The sequence below is a fragment of the Butyricimonas sp. DFI.6.44 genome (assembly GCF_022132345.1).
Taxonomy (GTDB): domain Bacteria; phylum Bacteroidota; class Bacteroidia; order Bacteroidales; family Marinifilaceae; genus Butyricimonas; species Butyricimonas muris.
On sequence record NZ_JAKNJD010000010.1, the window covers coordinates 61,245 to 79,438 of the forward strand.

Consider the following 18,194-nt stretch of genomic DNA (forward strand, 5'->3'; position numbering starts at 1 on the left):
GCTGGAACAGAGATTTATTTAAGTCTTGTTTGTTCTAGAACGGGAGAGCGTTGTATAAATATCGGGATGAAATAAATTGTATGTAAATTAGAAGTATTTATGAAAATCAGAGTTTTAGTTATTTTGATGACTCTTGTCTGTATTCCGTTGATTACAGATGCTAAAAAGAGGGAGAAAAAGAAAAAAGCGGGAAAAACGGAGGAGGTGCAAACTCCTAAGGAATCTGCTTATGACCAGCTTTTTAAAGGTAAAGAGTGTACCACGGTGAAAGGGATGATCACGCTTCATAAGGTGGATGGTAAATTGTATTTTGAGTTTCCGTTGAGCTTGTTGGGAAGGGATATGCTTCTCGGTTCGACTGTTTCCAGTATTAGTGATAACTCGAATGCATTGGTGGGACAAAAGAATCAGACACCGTTACATGTAGCTTTCACGATGACCGATAGTATGGTTTACCTGTGCGAAGTGACGAATCCTTCTCGGGCACAGATTTTCAGCCAGAGCAAGGATAAAAACATCGGAGAGGCCATGAAGAAGGGAACCCGTTTGCCTATTATGGAAGGATTTGCGGTGAAGGCTTACAATGCCGATAGTACGGCAGTTGTTTTTGAAACGACCAAATTCTTCGTGAGCGATGATTCCCGGATGGATCCTTTTGATCCTTACGGGAAAAAAGTTTATTACGGACAGGGTACACGGAGAAAGCGTTTCCAGTCGGAATTGTCTTATGTCGGGGACATAAAGGCGTTCTCGGATAATGTTTCCGTCACCTCTTCACTTTCTTATTTGCAGGATATTGCCCTTTACGGGATGTTCGTGTTGGTTATGGATGAACCGGTAACCGTGGGGGTGAATCGTTCATTAGTTTTATTGCCGGAGGAACCGACTATGCGTCCCCGGCTGGCCGATCCCCGAATCGGTTATTTTGTTTCCGGCAAAGAAGTTATTACGGACGAACAGGATGGAGTGAAAGATGTGTATTATATCAATCGTTGGGATCTTCAGCCTAAGGATGTGGAAGCTTATAAGCGGGGCGAACTGGTAGAACCGATGAAGCCGATCGTGTATTATGTCGATGATGCATTCCCGAACGAGTGGAAAGCCGCGATTCATGCCGGAGTGAGAATTTGGAACAAGGCTTTTGAAAAGATCGGTTTTAAAAATGCCGTGCAGTCTTATGACTTCCCGAAAGATGATCCGAAATTCGATCCGGACAATATAAAATATTCCTGCGTGCGTTATTGTCCGGTCGGGATGGCTAACGCGCAGGGACCGTCTTGGGTTGATCCTCGTAATAGTGAAGTGGTGAATGCTTCCGTGTTGATCTACCATGACGTGATTAAATTAGTGAATAACATGCGTTTCGTGCAGACCGCTCAAGTGGATGAGCGGGTACGTACGACTAAATTGCCGGAGGATGTTTTGTTTGAGAGTATGCGATATATCGTGGCTCACGAGGTCGGGCATACCTTGGGATTGATGCACAACATGGCTTCGTCGGCTTCGATTCCGGTAGAATCTTACCGGGATGCGGAATTCATGAAAAAATACGGGACTACCCCTTCTATTATGGATTATGCCCGCTTTAATTATATCGTGCAGCCGGAAGATAAAGGGGTTGCGTTGACTCCACCCGAATTGGGCGTGTATGACTATTATGCTATCGAATGGGGATACAAGCCTCTGTTGGACGCTCGTACGCCGGAAGAAGAATTGCCGGTTCTGCGGAAAATGATTTCGGATAAAATCGGAGATCCGATGTATCGTTACGGGAAACAGCAAATCGGGTACGGGACTTTTGATCCGTCGTCGTTGACGGAGGATTTGGGTGATGATGCCGTGAAAGCGGGTGAATATGGTATCCGGAATTTGAAATATATTCTCAAAAATCTCAATAACTGGATGGATAGTCAGGATAAAGATTACACTTACAGGGATAATATTTACCGTGAAATCTGTAACCAGTATTCTCAATATATCTATACCGCTCTGGTGAATGTCGGAGGATTCTATATTAATGAACATTATGTCGGTGATCCTTATAAAACTTATCAAGTTGTTCCTAAAGAGGTGCAAAGACGGGCTTTACGTTTCGTTATTAACGAGTTGAAAGACATGGAGTGGCTGGATAGTCCCGACGTGGTGAAGAATTTGGAGTTTGACGGTTCGAACGCCCGTTTATTACTGAAAGCTTTTGCCGGTTCGTTGGTAACAACCAAACGTCTGGCGCTGGGTGTGTATCGGGACTCGAAAGCGTATTCCCCGAAAGAATACTTGGATGATCTTTACAATATGATATGGGCATCGACAATCAGGGGAAAGGACCCAACCGAATCGGAACGTATCCTACAAACTGAAATCGTGAATTCTTTGATTCGTGACGTGAATCCGGCATCGGGAAGGAAGACTATGGCAGATATGGTATTGGCTAAATCCCGTCCGGCATACAGTTGTTCTTGTGGCGGTCACGCCGGGTTGCCGGACTACCGGATTCGGGAAATGATCGAGGGGGTGTCAGAGAGGAAAGCAATGAGTATGAAAACTGCGAATTTTGATCGCTTCTCGAACGAGATGGAATTTCAACAAAACTTGAATGGCAGGTTCGGGTATGACTTTATCCAGTACGTGGCGAATGTATCGAATGATAATAATCAGCATCTTTTACATCAGATGTTATTGAAAATACAAAATCTGATGAAAGAGAACAAAAACAACGGGACTTATGAGACTCGGGGACATTATGCTTATTTGTTGTCACAGATCGAGGGATTTTTAAAGAATAAGTGATGCATTCTAAAACAAGATATATGAATAAGAATTTCCTTTTAGTTCTATTCTGTTTGTTTTCTTTTCTGTTGACGGATGTTGTGGAGGTACAAGCCGAAAGACGGAAAAAGAAAGGGAAGGATGAGTGTGTGGAGCAGAAGAAGGAGAGCAAATATGACCAGCTTTTTGAAGGGAAAAAGTACGTGACTCGCGAGGGAATGATCACGCTTCACAAATTTGAAGATAAGGTCTATTTTGAATTTCCTTTGACTCTGCTGAAAAGAGAATTTCTGTTGGGTTCGACCGTGGTGGAGATTAGTGACAACGGAAATGCCATTATCGGTCAGAAACCCACGGATCCTTTGCATATAGCGTTTCAAAAGAGGGATAAGAAGATTGAATTGGTACAGATAAGTCTGCCGTCCGTACTTCAAGTATATAGTGATACAGATCAGGAATCGTACAATCGGGCGATTCGGAACAGTAATATTCCACCTGTGCTTAAAGCGATGGAAATCATGGCTTACAATGCGGACAGTACGGCAGTCGTGTTTGATATGATTTGGTTATTTCTAGCTGATGATGCTCGTTTGACTCCTTTTGATCCGTATAGTCGCTCTACCGGTTACGGGAAGTTGAAGCGAAGGGCTACTTTTAACCGGGAAGTTTCTTATATTGATGACATCAAGGCTTTTGAGGATAATATTGCCGTGATATCTTCACTTTCTTATGATCAAAGCCTAATGTCACCGGTAACGGGGAAGAGTGTAAAAACTGCCGTAACGGTAAAAATGAACCGTTCGATGATCCTGCTCCCGGAGAAAGATCTTATGCGCGGGCGATTGGCCGATCCAAGGGTAGGGCTTTTCTATTCCGTGAAAGAAAATATGACAACGGAAACAGACGGTTCCAGATATACTTTTTTGATGAACCGTTGGCGAGTGGAGCCTGAAGATATGGAAGCCTACAAGCGGGGTGAATTGGTGGAGCCTGTAAAACCGATCGTGTTTTACGTGGACAACGGGTTTCCGGAAGATTGGAAAGCTGCCGTGCATGCCGGGATTCGGGAATGGAACAAGGCATTTGAAGAAATCGGTTTGAAAAACGTGATGGTTAGTCGTGATTTCCCGACAGACGACCCCGAATTTGACCCGGATAACTTGAAATACAGTTGTATCCGCTATGCCCCGATCAGTATCGCTAACGGGATGGGACCCTCGTGGACAGATCCGAGAACAGGTGAGATAATTAACGCTTCTGTTTATATTTATCATGATGTCATCCGGTTGATAAACGATATGCGTTTCGTGCAGACTGCACAGGTGGACGAACGGGTAAGAACCGTGAAACAGCCTGATGACGTGCTGTATGAAAGTATGCGTTACATCGTGGCTCATGAAGTGGGACATTGTTTGGGATTGATGCACAATATGGCATCTTCTTTTTCCATTCCGGTAGATTCGCTTCGTTCTGCTACTTTTACGGCAAAATACGGGACTACACCTTCTATCATGGATTATGCCCGGTATAATTATGTGGCGCAACCGGGGGATAAAGGAGTGCGTTTAACACCGCCGGAACTGGGCGTGTATGATTATTACGCGATTAAGGTTAATTACCAGCCGGTGCCCGACGCTACGACGATGGAAGAAGAAAATAAAGTTGTACAAGACTGGATTGCTGAAAAAGCGGGTGATCCGATGTATCGTTACGGGAAACAACAAATTCGCGGTGTCTATGATCCCAGTGCTTTGACGGAAGATCTGGGTGACGATGCCGTGAAAGCGGGTGATTATGGAATGGCTAATCTAAAATATATTCTGAATCATTTGAATGAGTGGATGCAGCCGTGGGATAAGGATTATTCTTACCGGATGCATATCTATGACGAGATAGTCTACCAATGTCGGGGATATTTGTACAACGCTTACATGAATGTCGGGGGTGTTTACCTGACGGAACGTTTCGTGGGTGATCCTATGCCGAGTTTTCAAGTTGTGCCGAAAGATATTCAGAAACGTAACTTTCTTTTTCTGTTGAAACATTTGAAGAACTTGGAGTGGTTGGATGATTTCTCGTATACTGGCAATCTGCACGTGGGAGCACCAAAATCACAGGATGTTATTAATTTTTTCGCGAGGGCATTATTAAATACCAAACGGGTATCTCTTTGTGCTTATCGGGAACCGGATGCCTATACCCCGAAAGAATATTTGGATGACCTTTATGCCGGGGTGTGGGAATCGACGTTAAAGGGAAGAAAACCAAAACAATCCGAACGTTATCTGCAACAAGTTGTACTAAACGGGTTGTTTGCCCGATTGGCTCCTGCTTACAAGGCAGAGTCGGAGCGGCAGTCCCGAGAACCGATGTTTGCAGGCGAAAGGATATGTATGTCGGGCGAAAGATGCCGACATATGGAGGACGTTGCCGGATTCGGTCTGCATTATGGTGTGTATAACGTGGCTCATGATAATTCGCAACATCTCTATTACCTGTTGTTACAACGTGTTGAGAACCTGTTAAGGCAAAAAGTCGGGACAGCTGACAGGGAAACGAATCTTCATTATTCTTATCTGCTCGAGATGATTGAAGATTTTAGAAATGCCCGGTAATGAAGTTTTAATGAACGATATAATTTATAAATAGAAGATATGAATAAAGGTTTTATACTATCAATAATCCTATTGGCATTCTTTATTCAGGTGAATCCGGCGGATATAGTCGCGAAGAACCGGAAGAAGAAAGCGACGAAAGAGAACGTGCAACAAGAGCCGGAAACGAAGTACGAGAAATTGTTTAAAGGAAAGAAAATAAAAACGGTAAAAGGATTGATCACGCTTCATCAAGTCGGGGGGAAACTATATTTCGAGTATCCTTTATCCCTGTTGGGACGGGAATACTTGTTGGGAACGACTTTCGTCGAAACCAGTGACAATGGTAACGGGGCTGTCGGGCAGATGATCAACGATCCCTTGCATATCGCTTTCACGCTGCGAGATTCTACCCTGCAAATGCATGAGATTACGCGTAAGTGGGGAACGAATCCGATGCTTACCGATTCGCCCGAGGAAGGTATGCGGGAAGCTGTTCGTAAAAGTACTCAACCACCGATCCGGTATGCTTTTAAAGTAGAGGCTTATAGTCCGGACAGTACTGCCGTAGTGGTGGATATGACGGATTTTTTCTTGAAACAGAATAATGATTTGACTCCTTTTGCTGACGAGGGGAAACGTGTGGATGAACTGGGGGACGGTCAGAGAGATGTGAAGTTGAAAGAAGAGTTGACTCGTTTGGATGATATCAAGGCTTTCGAGGATAATATTTCGATTATTTCAACTGAAACCTATACTCAGAATTTGTTGGTAAACGGTCAATATCTGGTCGTGCAGGATGAACCGGTGACGGTGAAGTTAAACCGGACATTACTTATTTTACCGGGAGAGGAACAGTTGATGAGACCCCGTTTAGGGGATCCTCGCGTAAACGTGACGACGACCGAACGGGAGAATATGACGACTAAAGTCGATGGTTCCCGGGTTACGCACTATATGACACGTTGGGATATACAACCGAAAGATGTGGCGAAATATAAAAGTGGAGAATTAGTGGAACCGGAGAAGCCGATTGTGTTCTACGTGGATAATAATTTCCCCGAAGGTTGGAGCGAATATATCAAAGCCGGAATTGAAGAATGGAATAAGGCTTTCGCGGCGATCGGTTTTAAAAATGTGCTTCAAGTGAAGGCTTTCCCGGTTAATGATACGACTTTTGATCCGGATAACATGAAATTCTTGTGTATTCGTTATGCCCCGATCGGGGTGGAAAGTTTCAAGACGGCTCCTCGTTGGGTAGATCCGCGGTCGGGGCAAGTGATGAACGCGTCTATCGAGATATTCCATGATATGTTGAGGCGGGTGAACTTAAAACGTTTTGTTCAGACAGCTTCATGTGATGAGGCCGTCCGCACGATGAAATTGCCGTTGGAGAAATATGGAGAAGGTTTGAAGGGGATGATTGTACATGAAGTAGGACATATTCTGGGTTTCGCTCATAACTTGCCGGCATCTCATGCTTACCCGACCGATTCCCTGCGTTCTGCTTCTTTTACCCGGAAATACGGTATAACCCCTTCTATCATGGATAACATGGGCTATAATTATGTGGCTCAACCGGGAGACAAAGATGTTGTCTTGATTCCGGAAAGACTGGGGGTGGCAGACTATCATGCCGTGAAAGTGGCATATCAACCCGTGTTTGACGTAAAGACACTTGAAGACGAACAAAAGGTGGTAGAAAAGTGGATCGCGGAAAAGGTGGGAGATCCGATGTATCGTTTTGACCCGGAACCTTACACGTTGACGATGTTCGATCCGACTTCCTTGCCTGAAGATTTGGGTGATGACGCCATTAAATCAAGTACTTACGGGATTCGGAATCTGAAATACCTGATGGAGAATATGAACCAATGGTTGGACAAAGAAGATATCGATTACACGTATCGTAATATGGTATATCGTTACGTGGGTTATTATTATAAGCGCTATATCTTTAACGTGTTCATGAATTTGGGAGGGTTTTATCTGAATCAGCATTATGTCGGTGAGCCGGTTTCAACTTTTGTTGCTGTTCCGAAAGAGGTACAGAAGAATTCGTTGAAATTCGTGATCGGGCAATTGAAAGATATAGATTGGATAGATCGTCCGGAAGTGGTGGAGAATTTGGAATTCGACGGTTCCCGGGCTCGTCAGATACTGAAAGATTTCTTGAGTAAGGCGGATGAAGAAACAGATTTGTTCAGTACTCGCCGTATTTCACTGGTGGCTTACCGGGACAAGGGTAATTATACCCCGGAAGAGTATTTGGAAGATTTGTACAAGATGATTTGGGAGCCGACCATAAAGGGACGCAATTTGACAGAAACCGAAAGAATTTTGCAAGTGGCTTTCTTGACCAATGTGCGGAATACTGTTGATATCAATGGTAATCGTGAAAATGCTTCCCGTTATTATGCGAAGTCTCAGAACGTGTTGCATGAATCTGTCGAATCGTTGAATGGTAAACAAAGTAACCGGATGCCGGAAGTTGCCGGATTCGGAAGTCGCTGGCTGGTGGAGAATATGGCTGTCGATAATCCGAATCATTTGTGGTATAATCTTTATTTGAAAGTAATAGAACAGGTAAAAAAACGCCAAGGGTCCGGTAATGCGGATACGAAGGCTCATTACGATTATTTGATGTTTTTAATCAATCGTTCGTTGAAAGGTTGATAGTGTTAATTAGTTTGTGGTAGATTAATTCGTTTCGGGAAATTCCGGAATGGTTCTGAAGGCCGCCTAAAAAGTAAAATTTTTGGGCGGCAATCTTTTTATTTAATGATTGGATTTCTGAGCGTGTTTTGGGAAAATATTCGAGAACCCGTGGTAATCCTAACGTAATACTACCTCTACTTGCTTATAAGGCGGTTATTCTATCCTTGTGTCATCGTTAGACACCGGAGATATAAGAGTGGTGTAAGTTTTCTGTAAGTAGGTAGAGGTAGTATTACCTTGGGATTACAGTAGGTTTTAGGCGATTTGTGAGGAAACGACATGCTCTTGAAAAGTCTTTTCGGATTTTTAATTGAAAATAGAGAATTGAAAGTTAAAAATGAAGGAATTTCAGGTAGTGAATGATTGAAGAATGAGTAATGTTTCCTATATTTGTAATAGATATAATAGTATATATTAAATATCAAATTGAGATATAAAAGTTATAATAATGAAAGTTATATATGATTTTGATTTGGTTTCGATAGAAGAACTTTTGCAAATTTTAGCGCGGAATATGAAGAAGAGGCGGTTAGAGAAGAATTATTCCCGCAAACTGCTTTCGGAGATGAGTGGGGTGCCATTAGCTACAATTGTGAAATTTGAGAATGTGCATAAAATTTCATTGGAATCTTATGTAGCACTTTGTAAAGCGCTTGGATACACGGAAGAGATTAAGGCTCTGCTTGGGGAACCGAAATACAGCACGATGCAGGAACTTGATACGATAAATCAGAATAGAAACAGAAAAAGGGGGACGAGATGAAATTAGTTGACAAGCTCACGGTTATGTATCGCGACAGGAAAGTAGGCGAATTGACTTTGACTCCTGACAGGAGACGTTGTGCTTTTCAATATGATAAAAATTGGTTGGTATCCGGTTTCTCCATATCTCCTTTGGACTTGCCTTTAAAGCCGGATTTATTTATCGCGTCACCTGAGCCTTTTTATGGGAATTTCGGGATATTTGAAGATCGTTTGCCTGATGGTTATGGTCGATATTTGTTAAATCGTATTCTGAGAAAAGAAAAGATTGATGATTCAACTTTAACGCCATTACAAAGATTAAGTATTGTCGGACGTACGGGCATGGGAGCCTTGTCTTATGTTCCTGAATCTTATATTGGTGAGGATAAAACATTGCCGGAATTAGATGAGTTACAAGAATTGGCGTTGGCTGTTTTAGGTGAAAAGACAGACGAGGGGGAAGAGGTTCTCTATTTTAATAGTGGTAATTCCGGGGGATGTAGACCTAAATGCTTGTATCGGGATGCGGATGGGGTTTGGCTTGTCAAATTCAGGCATATCTACGATCCCGCGGACATGGGGAAAACGGAATATAAATATAATTTGGCAGCAAGGCGATGTGGTATTGAAATACCTGATTTTAAACTTTTAGAGGGAAAGTATTTTGCATCCATGCGTTTTGATATTGAGAATGGGGAACGCTTGCACGTTGCTACGGCAGGTGCTTTATTGAATGAATCTATTTTGTTACCGAAATTGGATTACAAAATATTATTACATCTTACGGGGTATTTAACGCAAGACTCAAAAGCGGTTGATGAGATGTTTCGTCGTATGGTTTTTAATGTATTGACCTCAAATAAGGATGATCATGCGAAGAATTTTAGTTTTATATGTAGGGATGGGATTTGGACATTGGCTCCGGCATATGATTTAACTCTTTGCCGTGCAGGGTATAACGGGGAACATGCAACTTCCGTGAATAATAGCGGGAATCCGTCGTTGGAAGATATGATTGCCGTGGGAAAAAGTATCCGGATAAACGAGGAGAAGGGAATTCATATTATTCGTTCGGTTTACGAACATTGTCAAGATATTTTATCTCCTTGTTGGCAAGGTGTCATTCATGATGGAAATTGTTAACTTTTGGGAGTTTCTAAAAACTTAAAGACCGTCCTCGATAATTTAGACGGTCTTTAAGTTTCTTATTGAGCGTAGGAAGCTACGCAACTTTCTCGTGTTCCCGTGATGTCGAAAATGACTTGCAGGTGTAGAAGTTCGAATATCTTCAAAACATCCGGGGATAGGTTGCAAAGTTTCAAGTTGGAACCGACACTTTTAGCTGTTTTGAAAAGAGCGATGACCGTGCCGATACCGCTACTATCCACAAATTCAATGTGATTGAAATCGAATATCATCCGACAGTCGGGATTATTCAAATAAGGTCTTAGTTCAGACTTAACTTCTTCTGACAGCGCGAGAGTGAAACGAGTCACTTCTTCTGTAAATTCGGCGAAGGTGATACCGTTGTGTTCTGTTACTTTGATTATCATGGTTTTTCTAGTATCTAAATTAATGGGTTATTTAGCAAAAGTAATCATTTTTGCTGACAATGCAAATAAATCATCAAATGATTCGTTAAGGTATCTGTGGAAAAAAATAATATTAAATCGTTTGCAAAATTTGTTTACTTCGCTTGGATACGGGATATAAGTTTTTGGAAGAAAGGATAATATGTGTGGTTATGCATAACTTTTTTCATAAGAAGTAATATTTTTAAAGAAAGGGTAGGCGGGATGAATAAAAGTTATAACTTTGCGGAGCGTTATAGTTAATAGTATAATAATATAATGAATATTTAAGCGATAAATAATGATGAAGACTACTCCATTTACACATTTTCATGAGGCGTTGGGAGCAAGAATGGCTCCGTTTGCCGGTTACAATATGCCGATAGAATACACGGGTATCAAGGACGAGCATAATACCGTACGCGAGAAATTGGGCGTGTTCGATGTTTCTCACATGGGAGAATTTTGGGTAAAAGGTCCGAAGGCTTTCGAGTTGGTGCAGAAACTTACGTCCAATGATGTGGCAGCATTAACTGACGGTAAAGTGCAATACAGTTGCTTCCCGAACGAAACTGGTGGTATCGTGGACGATTTGCTGGTGTATCGTTTCAGTGCTGAAAAGTATTTGTTGGTGGTGAATGCTGCGAATATCGATAAGGATTGGGCATGGTGCACCAAATGGGCGAAAGAGTTAGGTATGAACTTGGATACGGATTTGGAGAACGCTTCCGAGAATATCTGTCAACTTGCCGTTCAAGGACCGTTAGCATTGAAAGCAATGCAAAAATTGACTTCCGCTGACGTGGTGGATATGGAATATTATACTTTCCAAGAAATTCCGTTTGCCGGGGTAGACAAAGTAATTTTTTCCACGACCGGATATACCGGAGCAGGCGGTTGCGAGATTTACGCTTACGTGAAAGACGCCGAGAAAATCTGGAATGCCGTATTCGAGGCAGGCGCAGAGTTCGGTATTAAGCCTTGTGGTTTAGGTGCTCGCGACACTTTGCGTTTGGAAGCCGGTTTCTGCTTGTACGGGCATGAAATTGATGACGAACACTCTCCGATTGAAGCCGGATTAGGTTGGATCACGAAGTTTGTACCGGGAAATGATTTCATCAACCGCGCGTACCATGAAAAAATGAAAAATGACAAGCCTGCCCGCTACATGAAACCGTTCGAGGTGCTGGATAAGGGTATCGCTCGTCAGGGATACGTGATCGAGGACGCGGAAGGAAACGAGATCGGGGTGGTTTGCTCGGGTACTGTTTCCCCGTTGACAGGCAAGTCAATCGGTACGGGATACGTGAAGAGCGGTTTCCACAAGCTGGATACCGAGATTTTCATCCGTGTAAGAAATAAAGCTTTAAAAGCGAAAATCGTCAAAACCCCGTTCTTTTAGTCGGGTGCTTTTGAGCTGAACGATAACAAAGCACCCGCAAACGGGTGCTTTTGTCTTTGAAGGTATAAAAACGTTTTCGGAAAGGCGGAAGTTGTTGATATCAAGCGAATAACGAATGCGAATAAAAATTACGGAAAAAAGTCTTTTATACCGACTTATTTTGCATCTTTGCAACGTGATTATAAACAAGATTTTAGTATTAATTATCTATTAAATATTTTAGAGATGAGAAAACACATTTTTAATGCCGGACCTTGTAAATTGCCGGATTCTACATTGGAAAATGTATCAAAAGCTGTGCTTGAGTTTGGTAACACGGGACAATCTATTTTGGAAGTGTCTCACCGTTCTTCTGATTTTCAAGCTGTGTATGACGAAGCTGTAGCTTTATTCAAAGAAGTATTGGGCATCCCGGAAGGATATTCCGTAATTTTCTTGGGTGGTGGCGCCAGCATGCAATTCTGCATGATCCCGTTCAACTTCTTCAAGAAGAAAGCTGCTTATGTGAACACCGGTACTTGGTCAACCGCTGCTATTAAGGAGGCTAAAATGTGGGGAGATGTAGAAATTGTTGCTTCTTCTGAGGCAGATGGATTTACTTATTATCCCGAATTCACGATCCCTTCAGACGTGGATTACATGCACATCACTTCCAACAACACGATTCGCGGTACGGAAATTTTCTATGATCCGACTTCTCCGGTGCCTTTAATCTGTGATATGTCATCAGACATCTGCAGCCGTCCGGTTGACGTGTCTAAATATGCTATGATCTATGGCGGTTGCCAGAAGAACCTCGGACCTGCCGGAGTTACTTTCGTGATCATCAACAATGATTTCTTGGCTAACAACGTTGTTGCAGACAGAATGATCCCGACCATGTTGAGATACAAAACTCACGTGGATAAAGAATCTATGTACAACACTCCTCCTTGTGTGAACATCTTTGGGGTAAAAGAAACCTTGAAGTGGGTTAAAGCAATGGGTGGCGTTGAAGCTATGGAGAAATTGGCTATCGAGAGAGCTGATATGATCTATAACGAATTGGAAAGAAGCAAGATGTTCCGTCCGGTTGTGAAAGAAGGTTCTCGTTCAAGAATGAACATTCCTTTCTTGTTGAGAGAAGGATACGAGTCATTGGAGAAAGAATTCTTGGATTTCACTAAATCAAAGAATATCGTGGGTATTAAGGGACACCGTTCAGTAGGCGGATTCCGTGCTTCTACTTACAACGCTTGTACTATCGAGGACGTGAAGGCTTTGGTTGCTGCAATGCAAGAATTTGAAGCTGCTCATATTAAATAATTTATTGATTTACGATTTCGGATTTACGATTATTGCTTTCGGAAGAGGGTGATCGAAATCTGAAATCGTAAATCTTTTTTTTACATCAAAAATTGAAATATCATGACTAAAGTATTAATTGCAACAGATAAACCGTTTGCTCCGGTTGCTGTAAACGGGATTCGTGAGATCGTAGAGGCTCAGGGATACGAATTGGTATTATTAGAAAAATATACATCTCAAGACGAGTTGATCGCTGCCGTGGCTGACGTTGACGCTATGATTATCCGCTCGGACAAAGCTACAAAAGAAGTTATCGAGGCTGCCAAGAAATTGAAAGTGATCGTTCGTGCAGGTGCCGGATTTGACAATATCGACTTGGCTGCTTGTACCGCTCATAACGTGGTAGCTATGAATACCCCGGGACAAAACTCAAACGCAGTGGCTGAGTTGGCTTTCGGTATGATGGTTTACATGGCTCGTAACTTCTTCAACGGTAAATCAGGTTCTGAGTTGAAGGGGAAGAAAATCGGTATCCACGCTTATGGAAACGTGGGACAGAATGTGGGTCGTATCGCTCGCGGTTTCGGCATGGAAGTGTACGCTTTCGACCCGTTCATGACGGATGAACAAATCAAGGCAGCCGGTGCTACCCCGTTACATTCGGCTGAAGAAATGTATGGTATGTGCCAATATATCTCTTTGCATATCCCGGCAACGGAACAAACCAAGAAATCTATCAACTATGATTTGTTAAAGAATATGCCGAAGGGTGCCGTGTTGGTAAACACCGCTCGTAAAGAGGTTATCGACGAGGAAGGTTTGGGTAAATTGATGGAAGAAAGAGCTGATTTCCACTATATCACCGATATCGCTCCGGATTGCGATTGCTTCAACAAGTTTGAAGGTCGTTTCTTCGCTACCCCGAAAAAGATGGGTGCTCAGACTGAAGAGGCTAACGTTAATGCCGGATTGGCTGCCGCTCGCCAAATCGTGAACTTTATCGAGAAAGGCGACGAGAAATTCAGAGTAAACAAATAGAATTGTAAATTGTAAATTTTAGATTTTAAATTGGAACACAGCAAATTTAAAATCTAAAATCTAAAATCTAAAATTGTATATGGCAATAGTAAAACCATTTAAAGGATTGCGTACTCCCTCTCAAGAAATTTGCGAGGAGTTGGCTTGTCTGCCTTATGACGTGATGAACTCGGAAGAAGCTGCACAAATGGCAGCCGGTAAACCTCGTTCATTATTACATGTGACCAGAGCCGAAATCGACTGTCCCGCTGGAACGGATATTCATTCCGAAACAGTTTATAACAAGAGTGTTGAGAACTTCAATATGTTCCAAGACAAGGGATGGTTGGTACAAGATGAGGACGCAAAATTCTATATCTACGCCCAAACCATGGACGGAAGAACACAATACGGTATCGTGGGATGTGCTGCTTGCGAGGATTACGTGAACGGTATTATCAAGAAACACGAGTTGACTCGTCCCGACAAGGAAGAGGATCGTATGATTCTGACCCGTTACGTGAAAGCTAATTTGGAGCCTGTGTTCTTCGCTTACAAGGCAGTGCCGGAAATCGACGCTATCGTTGAGGATATCGTGAAAAGCCGGAAAGCTGACTACGATTTTGTGGCAGAAGACGGTTTCGGTCATCATTTCTGGGCTATCAACTGCCCGGATACGAACAAGCGTCTGGAAGAATTGTTCGCCACCAAAGTGCCTTACACTTATGTTGCGGACGGACACCACAGAACGGCTGCTGCCGCTCGTATCGGTGCCGAATTCAGCGCTAAGAACCCGAACCACAACGGAACAGAAGAGTATAACTTCTTCATGGCTGTTCATTTCCCGGATCATCAATTGAAAATTATCGATTACAACCGCGTTGTGAAAGATCTGAACGGTTTGACCGAGGAGCAATTGATGGCTAAATTGGGTGAACATTTCACGGTTGAAGATATGGGTACGGAGATTTACCACCCGGCTAAATTGCATGAATTCAGCATGTACTTGGGTGGAAGATGGTATAAATTGACCGCTAAACCCGGAAGCTACGATGATAACGATCCGATCGGAGTATTGGACGTAACGATTCTTTCTAATCACGTGTTGGCTGACATCCTTGACATTCAGGATTTGCGTACTTCCAAACGGATTGATTTCGTTGGTGGTATCCGTGGGTTGGGTGAATTGAAGCGTCGTGTTGACAATGGAGAGATGAAAGTGGCTTTCGCTTTATATCCTGTGTCTATGGAGCAATTGATTAATATTGCCGATACCGGGAATATTATGCCCCCGAAGACAACTTGGTTTGAGCCGAAGTTGCGTTCAGGAATGGTAATCCATAAGATTTGATAAAATAAAAAAAGCGGCGGGAGCCGCTTTTTTTTATGCCTTGTATTTAAGCCATTTGTAAAGTTCTTTCCACGTGACCTTTTTCCCGTACATCAGGATACCTACCCGGTATATCTTGCCCGATAGCCATGTGAAGAACAGGAAGGAAGCAACCAGTAATCCCATGGAAGTAGCGATCTCCCATGCCGGGACCCCGAACGGGATGCGCACGAGCATCACTACCGGGGAAGTGAACGGGATAAGAGAACTCCAGAATACCATGGGCGATTCGGGGCTTTTCATGGCAGCGACACCGATATAAAGGGCTACTACCAATATGATAGAGAGCGGTGTCATGAATTGTTGGGAATCGGTTTCGTTATCCACTGCTGCACCGATCGCGGCGAAGAGTGACGCGTAGAGTAAGTATCCCCCGATAAAATAGAAAAGGAATGCTGCAAGGAATTTCATGATAAACGCGGGATCGATCGTCTTTGCCAGATTCTGAATCACGGCTAACTGTTCCGTGTTTATCTCGGAACTCTGTGCGAACATCGTGAGGTCACTTGCGTTTTTCAATGCTTCCAAGTCCAAGTTGGGCATAAACAACGCTTGAAACGCGATCATAATTATTCCGCCGAGAACAATCCAGATCAGAAATTGCACAAGTCCCACGGCGGCAACACCGATGATTTTTCCCAACAAGAATTGGAATGGTTTCACGGAAGAAACGAGAACTTCAATGATACGGTTCGTCTTTTCTTCAATGACGCCTTTCATGACTTGGGAAGCGTACATGAAGACAAAGAAATAGATAATCATTCCTGCCACTAACCCGATAATGGAAGTGATTTCCGAAGAACCCTCTTTCGTATCTCCTTTATCCGTGACTAACAAGGTTCTGACTAATACAGGTGTCTTTGCCGCGTCCAATTCTTGTTCAAGGTTAGGTACCTGACTTTTGGCTATGACTTCGGCTCGCTTGATACTCTCGATATTCTGTCGTAGCTGTGCGGCCAGTTCATTTTTTAATTCCATGGGTACCTGTGATGTCGAGAATACCGGAATTTCGGCATGAGTCATAACGTTTGCCGGCACTCTGGTAATGGCGTAATAGTCATTCTTTTTCAGAAACTCGGCATAATCGCTTTCCGGTATGTCATGGTCAATGTATTGGAAAGTCGTGTTATTAATCTTCTGGAATGGGGTTTCGAGACTCGATTCGTTGATCACGGCTATCGTTCTCTTTTGCGTGTCGTCACGCAATAGCATCCACATCAGAAACGCGTAAAACAATGCGAACAGGATCGGAACGAAAATGGTAACGACCAGAAATGTTTTTTTACGTACCCTTGTGGAGAACTCCCGGCTTATGATGATGAATATCTTGTTCATTTTAATTGAAAATTGAAAATTGAAAATTGAAAATGAAGAATCATTCACAAGCTTCAATTTGAATTATTATAGCTTAATATTCTATTGTTCTTTAACCAGTTTGATGAAAATATCGTTCATGCTGGGAATAATCTTCTGGTAAGAGATTATGTCCGCTTTCGGCAGCACTCTGGACAGGAGAGTATTTGCCGAACAATACGTGTTCTGTTGTAAGATAATATCTTGGCGTTCATCTTCGACACGCTGGGATACTACCTCGAACTCCGAGCCGACAACGAGTTCCGGGTTAAATTCCGGGTTGTAGCGACAACTTAATTGATAGGTATTGCTGGCATATTTTTCCCGAATCTGGTTAATCGGGCCTTCGATGATTTTCCGGGATTTGTTAATGAGAGCGATATGGCTGCAAATCTCTTCGACTGATCCCATGTTGTGAGTGGAAAAGATGATTGTCGTTCCTTTTTTGCGAAGTTCCAATATCTCCTTTTTCAATAATTCCACGTTGATCGGGTCAAACCCGCTGAAAGGCTCGTCGAATATCAGCAACTCCGGTTCATGTAACACGGTTGTGATAAACTGCACCTTCTGCGCCATTCCTTTGGAGAGTTCTTCTACCTTTTTGTCCCACCAAGCCTCTATGCCGAATTTTTCGAACCACATTTTCAATCGGGTAATGGAATCACTTTTGCTGATTCCTTTTAAACGAGCCAGATAGACGGCTTGTTCTCCGACTTTCATCTTCTTGTAGAGTCCTCGCTCTTCCGGAAGATAACCGATGCGATTGACGTCAGATGGTTTCAGATGTTCACCCCGGAAATAGATTTCGCCCGAATCAGGAGCGGTGATTTGATTGATGATACGGATTAATGAGGTTTTCCCGGCTCCGTTCGGACCTAGTAATCCGTAAATCGAGCCTTCCGGGATATTGATGGAAACATCATCCAGTGCCTTGTGATTGGCATACGTCTTGACGATGTTTATAGCTTTAAAGAAACTCATATTCGTTTAGTAAGCAAAGGCTGCCGAAGGGGCAGCCTTTGAAGGTTATTTTATTTCAAACATTAAAGCGTCTTTGGGAATTTTGTCGCCTTTATTTACATGGATTTTAACGACAGTTCCGCTTATAGGGGCCAGGATTTTGTTATGCATTTTCATGGCTTGCAGGAGGCATAATAAGTCTCCGGCTTTTACTTCCTGACCTTCTTTCACGTACATGTCGATAATAGAACCGGGTATGTACGTGAGGACGGCTCCCGGATCGGGTTTTTCCCATTTCTTGCGGTTGATAAATTTCTCCGTGAATTGGGTTTTGTATTGTAAGCCGTCAATTTCTAATAAGTCATATTTTGGTGTACTCATTCGTGGTATAA

General features: G+C 42.9%; 13 protein-coding genes. 9 read left to right on the plus strand and 4 right to left on the minus strand.

All coding sequences use genetic code 11. The annotated features are described in order from the left end of the window. Positions 1 to 99: 99 nt before the first annotated feature. The 5 genes from L0M98_RS14550 (at position 100) to L0M98_RS14570 (ending at position 9,965) form a co-directional block, all read left to right on the plus strand. Complete coding sequence (locus tag L0M98_RS14550; RefSeq protein WP_227216791.1) at positions 100 to 2,787, plus strand: zinc-dependent metalloprotease; 2,688 nt, start codon at positions 100 to 102, stop codon at positions 2,785 to 2,787. A 20-nt stretch (positions 2,788 to 2,807) separates the two neighbouring features. Next, positions 2,808 to 5,381, plus strand: coding sequence for a zinc-dependent metalloprotease (locus L0M98_RS14555; RefSeq protein ID WP_227216790.1), 2,574 nt, complete (start codon positions 2,808 to 2,810; stop codon positions 5,379 to 5,381). A 39-nt stretch (positions 5,382 to 5,420) separates the two neighbouring features. Further along, positions 5,421 to 8,036, plus strand: a complete 2,616-nt coding sequence (locus tag L0M98_RS14560) for a zinc-dependent metalloprotease (protein ID WP_227216789.1) — start codon at positions 5,421 to 5,423, stop codon at positions 8,034 to 8,036. A gap of 490 nt (positions 8,037 to 8,526) precedes the next feature. Beyond that, positions 8,527 to 8,841, plus strand: coding sequence for a helix-turn-helix domain-containing protein (locus tag L0M98_RS14565; protein ID WP_186978349.1), 315 nt, complete (start codon positions 8,527 to 8,529; stop codon positions 8,839 to 8,841). Next, a complete protein-coding gene (locus L0M98_RS14570; RefSeq protein ID WP_186978348.1) occupies positions 8,838 to 9,965 on the plus strand; it encodes a type II toxin-antitoxin system HipA family toxin in 1,128 nt (375 codons plus the stop codon). The genes L0M98_RS14565 and L0M98_RS14570 overlap by 4 nt, the downstream gene beginning before the upstream one ends. A 62-nt stretch (positions 9,966 to 10,027) precedes the next feature. Here the strand turns inward: L0M98_RS14570 and L0M98_RS14575 are convergent, their stop codons facing one another. Then, positions 10,028 to 10,375, minus strand: coding sequence for an STAS domain-containing protein (locus tag L0M98_RS14575; protein ID WP_099294340.1), 348 nt, complete (start codon positions 10,373 to 10,375; stop codon positions 10,028 to 10,030). 322 nt (positions 10,376 to 10,697) lie between these two features. Between L0M98_RS14575 and gcvT the strand changes: the two genes are divergently transcribed. From gcvT to L0M98_RS14595, 4 genes are all read left to right on the plus strand, one after another. Next, positions 10,698 to 11,795, plus strand: a complete 1,098-nt coding sequence (gene gcvT, locus L0M98_RS14580; RefSeq protein WP_186978372.1) for a glycine cleavage system aminomethyltransferase GcvT — start codon at positions 10,698 to 10,700, stop codon at positions 11,793 to 11,795. A 225-nt stretch (positions 11,796 to 12,020) separates the two neighbouring features. Next, positions 12,021 to 13,100 (plus strand): 3-phosphoserine/phosphohydroxythreonine transaminase, encoded by a 1,080-nt coding sequence (serC, locus tag L0M98_RS14585; protein ID WP_186978347.1) that lies wholly within the window; start codon positions 12,021 to 12,023, stop codon positions 13,098 to 13,100. Between the two features lie 102 nt (positions 13,101 to 13,202). Beyond that, positions 13,203 to 14,120, plus strand: a complete 918-nt coding sequence (locus tag L0M98_RS14590) for an NAD(P)-dependent oxidoreductase (protein WP_099294337.1) — start codon at positions 13,203 to 13,205, stop codon at positions 14,118 to 14,120. A gap of 79 nt (positions 14,121 to 14,199) precedes the next feature. Next, entirely contained in the window at positions 14,200 to 15,450 is a 1,251-nt protein-coding gene (locus L0M98_RS14595; RefSeq protein ID WP_186978346.1) for a DUF1015 domain-containing protein, read from the plus strand. 33 nt (positions 15,451 to 15,483) lie between these two features. Here L0M98_RS14595 and L0M98_RS14600 read toward each other — a convergent pair whose 3' ends face one another. The 3 genes from L0M98_RS14600 to L0M98_RS14610 form a co-directional block, all read right to left on the minus strand. Beyond that, positions 15,484 to 16,824 carry an ABC transporter permease gene (locus L0M98_RS14600; RefSeq protein WP_099294334.1) on the minus strand — a complete coding sequence of 447 codons (1,341 nt, stop codon included), beginning with the start codon at positions 16,822 to 16,824 and terminating at the stop codon, positions 15,484 to 15,486. Between the two features lie 81 nt (positions 16,825 to 16,905). Then, on the minus strand, positions 16,906 to 17,823 hold the full coding sequence (locus L0M98_RS14605; RefSeq protein ID WP_099294332.1) for an ABC transporter ATP-binding protein: 918 nt from the start codon (positions 17,821 to 17,823) through the stop codon (positions 16,906 to 16,908). 45 nt (positions 17,824 to 17,868) lie between these two features. After that, the gene (locus tag L0M98_RS14610; RefSeq protein WP_099294330.1) at positions 17,869 to 18,183 is read right to left on the minus strand and encodes a biotin/lipoyl-containing protein; all 315 of its coding nucleotides are present in this window, start codon (positions 18,181 to 18,183) and stop codon (positions 17,869 to 17,871) included. Positions 18,184 to 18,194 lie beyond the last annotated feature (11 nt).

Excerpts from the sequence above, each read along its gene's own strand:
- L0M98_RS14550 (WP_227216791.1), top strand. The coding sequence starts at position 100 with ATGAAAATCAGAGTTTTAGTTATTTTGATGACTCTTGTCTGTATTCCG.
- L0M98_RS14555 (WP_227216790.1), top strand. The coding sequence starts at position 2,808 with ATGAATAAGAATTTCCTTTTAGTTCTATTCTGTTTGTTTTCTTTTCTG.
- L0M98_RS14560 (WP_227216789.1), top strand. The coding sequence starts at position 5,421 with ATGAATAAAGGTTTTATACTATCAATAATCCTATTGGCATTCTTTATT.
- L0M98_RS14565 (WP_186978349.1), top strand. The coding sequence starts at position 8,527 with ATGAAAGTTATATATGATTTTGATTTGGTTTCGATAGAAGAACTTTTG.
- L0M98_RS14570 (WP_186978348.1), top strand. The coding sequence starts at position 8,838 with ATGAAATTAGTTGACAAGCTCACGGTTATGTATCGCGACAGGAAAGTA.
- L0M98_RS14575 (WP_099294340.1), bottom strand. The coding sequence starts at position 10,375 with ATGATAATCAAAGTAACAGAACACAACGGTATCACCTTCGCCGAATTT.
- gcvT (WP_186978372.1), top strand. The coding sequence starts at position 10,698 with ATGAAGACTACTCCATTTACACATTTTCATGAGGCGTTGGGAGCAAGA.
- serC (WP_186978347.1), top strand. The coding sequence starts at position 12,021 with ATGAGAAAACACATTTTTAATGCCGGACCTTGTAAATTGCCGGATTCT.
- L0M98_RS14590 (WP_099294337.1), top strand. The coding sequence starts at position 13,203 with ATGACTAAAGTATTAATTGCAACAGATAAACCGTTTGCTCCGGTTGCT.
- L0M98_RS14595 (WP_186978346.1), top strand. The coding sequence starts at position 14,200 with ATGGCAATAGTAAAACCATTTAAAGGATTGCGTACTCCCTCTCAAGAA.
- L0M98_RS14600 (WP_099294334.1), bottom strand. The coding sequence starts at position 16,824 with ATGAACAAGATATTCATCATCATAAGCCGGGAGTTCTCCACAAGGGTA.
- L0M98_RS14605 (WP_099294332.1), bottom strand. The coding sequence starts at position 17,823 with ATGAGTTTCTTTAAAGCTATAAACATCGTCAAGACGTATGCCAATCAC.
- L0M98_RS14610 (WP_099294330.1), bottom strand. The coding sequence starts at position 18,183 with ATGAGTACACCAAAATATGACTTATTAGAAATTGACGGCTTACAATAC.